4 protein-coding genes are annotated in these 2,158 nt (G+C 47.7%); 2 read left to right on the forward strand and 2 right to left on the reverse strand.

Annotated elements, in window-relative coordinates; all coding sequences use genetic code 11:
* Positions 1–269: 269 nt before the first annotated feature.
* Positions 270–581 carry a hypothetical protein gene (locus RMO52_RS04715; RefSeq protein ID WP_310411361.1) on the forward strand — a complete coding sequence of 104 codons (312 nt, stop codon included), beginning with the start codon at positions 270–272 and terminating at the stop codon, positions 579–581.
* A gap of 37 nt (positions 582–618) precedes the next feature.
* On the opposite strand, the gene RMO52_RS04720 is transcribed toward RMO52_RS04715, so the two are convergent.
* Complete coding sequence (locus RMO52_RS04720) at positions 619–1,347, reverse strand: ABC transporter ATP-binding protein (RefSeq protein ID WP_309738154.1); 729 nt, start codon at positions 1,345–1,347, stop codon at positions 619–621.
* Positions 1,348–1,727: 380 nt separating this feature from the next.
* Between RMO52_RS04720 and RMO52_RS04725 the strand changes: the two genes are divergently transcribed.
* Entirely contained in the window at positions 1,728–1,958 is a 231-nt protein-coding gene (locus RMO52_RS04725; protein WP_310411364.1) for an addiction module antitoxin, read from the forward strand.
* A 72-nt stretch (positions 1,959–2,030) separates the two neighbouring features.
* On the opposite strand, the gene RMO52_RS04730 is transcribed toward RMO52_RS04725, so the two are convergent.
* Positions 2,031–2,158: DUF924 family protein (locus tag RMO52_RS04730; RefSeq protein ID WP_310411367.1), on the reverse strand; the 128-nt coding region annotated here is incomplete at its 5' end.

The raw sequence follows: 2,158 nt of genomic DNA on the forward strand, positions 1-2,158 counted from the left end.
TGACGACGATCGCCGGAGCAAAAGCCACCGCCGCCGCCATCGAATCGCTCCAATCTCAACCCTTAGAAGTGAAAGCTTTGCAAGACTATATCAGTTGAGCTTGCTTGCAGCTTGCTCTGACGGGGATACTATCCTCAGCTATAGCTCTAGGGCACGCCTACTGGGTAATTTTGGCGGGTTGAAACGATCGAGAGGATGTTGGCGATCGCGATAAAATGGGTATTCTCTATGTATGCCCACAAATATCGGCTCATCCTCGGAGAAACTAGATGCTTCAGTATCGACCTTGCCCAAAATGCGCTTCAGACAGAGCCGCAGCAATTGGCTTTACCTGGTGGGGAGGAATAGTCGGGCCAAAAATGTTTACCCATGTCAAATGTACCAAGTGCGGTACTACTTATAATGGTAAAACTGGCAAATCCAATCAGATGGCGATCGCGATTTATCTAAGTGTATCGACGGTTGTCGCAATTGTTGCTGTCACGACACTTTCGCCATCCCGCCAGCAGAATAATCCAGCTACTTCGTCAGATTCGAGCCACAATCTCGATCGAGTCGCGTCACTAATCGATCGATCTTAATAAATTTCCGCAGCTCGGCGATGCTAGACAAATGACCTTAATGTCCGCCCACACCTAGATAGGTTTCGATGACCTTGGGATCTTTGAGTAAGTCAGCAGCAACCCCTTCATGCTTGACAATCCCTGTATCCAGCACATAGGCTCGATCGGACATTGCTAAAGCTTTCTTGGCATTTTGTTCGACCAAGACGATGGCGGTACCAGTTGCATTGATTGCCCGAATTTGCTTGAGGACATCAGTAACCAGCGCGGGTGAAAGTGCCGCAGAAGGCTCGTCAAGGACTAATAACTCCGGATCGAGCATGAGGGCTTTGCCCATCGCTAGCATTTGACGTTCGCCTCCTGAGAGGGTACCCGCGCGTTGTTTGCGCCGCTCGGCGAGGCGGGGAAACATCGTATAGATTTTTTGCTTGAGTTGCTGGAGATCGCTCGAACGGATAAAACCACCCATATCCAGATTTTCCTCGATCGTCAGCGACTTAAAGACATTCGAGATTTGGGGGACATAACACATCCCTCTTTGGACGATCCGATCGGATTTTAATCCCCCAATTTGTTCGCCTTTAAAAGTAATCGTCCCACTATTAGGCGTCAGCAATCCAAAAATCGTCTTCGCCAGCGTTGATTTACCCGCGCCATTGCCCCCAATTACCGCTACCAACTCGCCTGGTTGGACGATAAAATTAATCCCATTGAGGATATCCGAGCCAGGGATATAGCCAGCACGGACATCCTGAACTATGAGCAGGGGGGCATTGGTGAGCATTGGTGGGGAAGACAGATAAATGAGTGAGGTCGATCGCTTGAGCTAAAATTCTAGTGGCAGTATTATAGCCGAAATCCTCGACCACCAAACTACGCGGCGCGATCGTAGACATCACCTTAACATCCATCCGAGCCAAATTATCGAATCGATCGCTACAATACCATCTGTCGTTCCGATCGAGATCGATACCTCACTCAGGTGTCTAATAAAATCCTCATTCTTCACCGAGCCAAAACTCATCTGGTAATGGTTCATCGAATTTAGGCGACAAGTAACATTGACTAGGCGGTACAGCTCGGACGATTAACATCTAGTAAGTCCGCAGAATCATGTATAGGTGTAAGTGCTAAAATAGTATTATGGGTCGTGCAATCATTGCAATGCAAAAGAAAATAATCATCACAATCGATCGAGAGGTTTATGATGCTCTCTATCGGGTTGTCGGCAAAGGCAATATTAGTAAATTCCTCGAAAATTTAGCGCGTCCTCATGTCCTCAAAGAAGATCTAATATCTGCCGATCGAGCAATGGCAGCAGATACCGAGCGAGAAAGCGCAGCATTGGCATGGAGTAATGGATTAATGGGAAGCATCAAGGATGCTCATGTGTGAAGCCTGGTGGGTGGATTTCGACCCCGTGGAGTTAAAACTCAACTCGGTATGCAGCTTTCATAAGCAGCGATCTCAACCATGAAAAGCATCGGGACGAGCGAGAAATTCTAATTCAGCAGGTGTACTCGTTCTACCTAGAATTTGATTGCGATGGGGGAATCGTCCGAAGATTTTAATTAATTCGTAGTGAGTGCGTGCGG

It is taken from the genome of Chamaesiphon sp. OTE_8_metabat_110 (assembly GCF_031382685.1).
Lineage (GTDB): Bacteria > Cyanobacteriota > Cyanobacteriia > Cyanobacteriales > Chamaesiphonaceae > Chamaesiphon.

What these genes read in the sequence shown, in the direction of transcription:
- RMO52_RS04715 (WP_310411361.1), top strand. Translation starts at nt 270, where the DNA reads ATGCTTCAGTATCGACCTTGCCCAAAATGCGCTTCAGACAGAGCCGCA.
- RMO52_RS04720 (WP_309738154.1), bottom strand. Translation starts at nt 1,347, where the DNA reads ATGCTCACCAATGCCCCCCTGCTCATAGTTCAGGATGTCCGTGCTGGC.
- RMO52_RS04725 (WP_310411364.1), top strand. Translation starts at nt 1,728, where the DNA reads ATGCAAAAGAAAATAATCATCACAATCGATCGAGAGGTTTATGATGCT.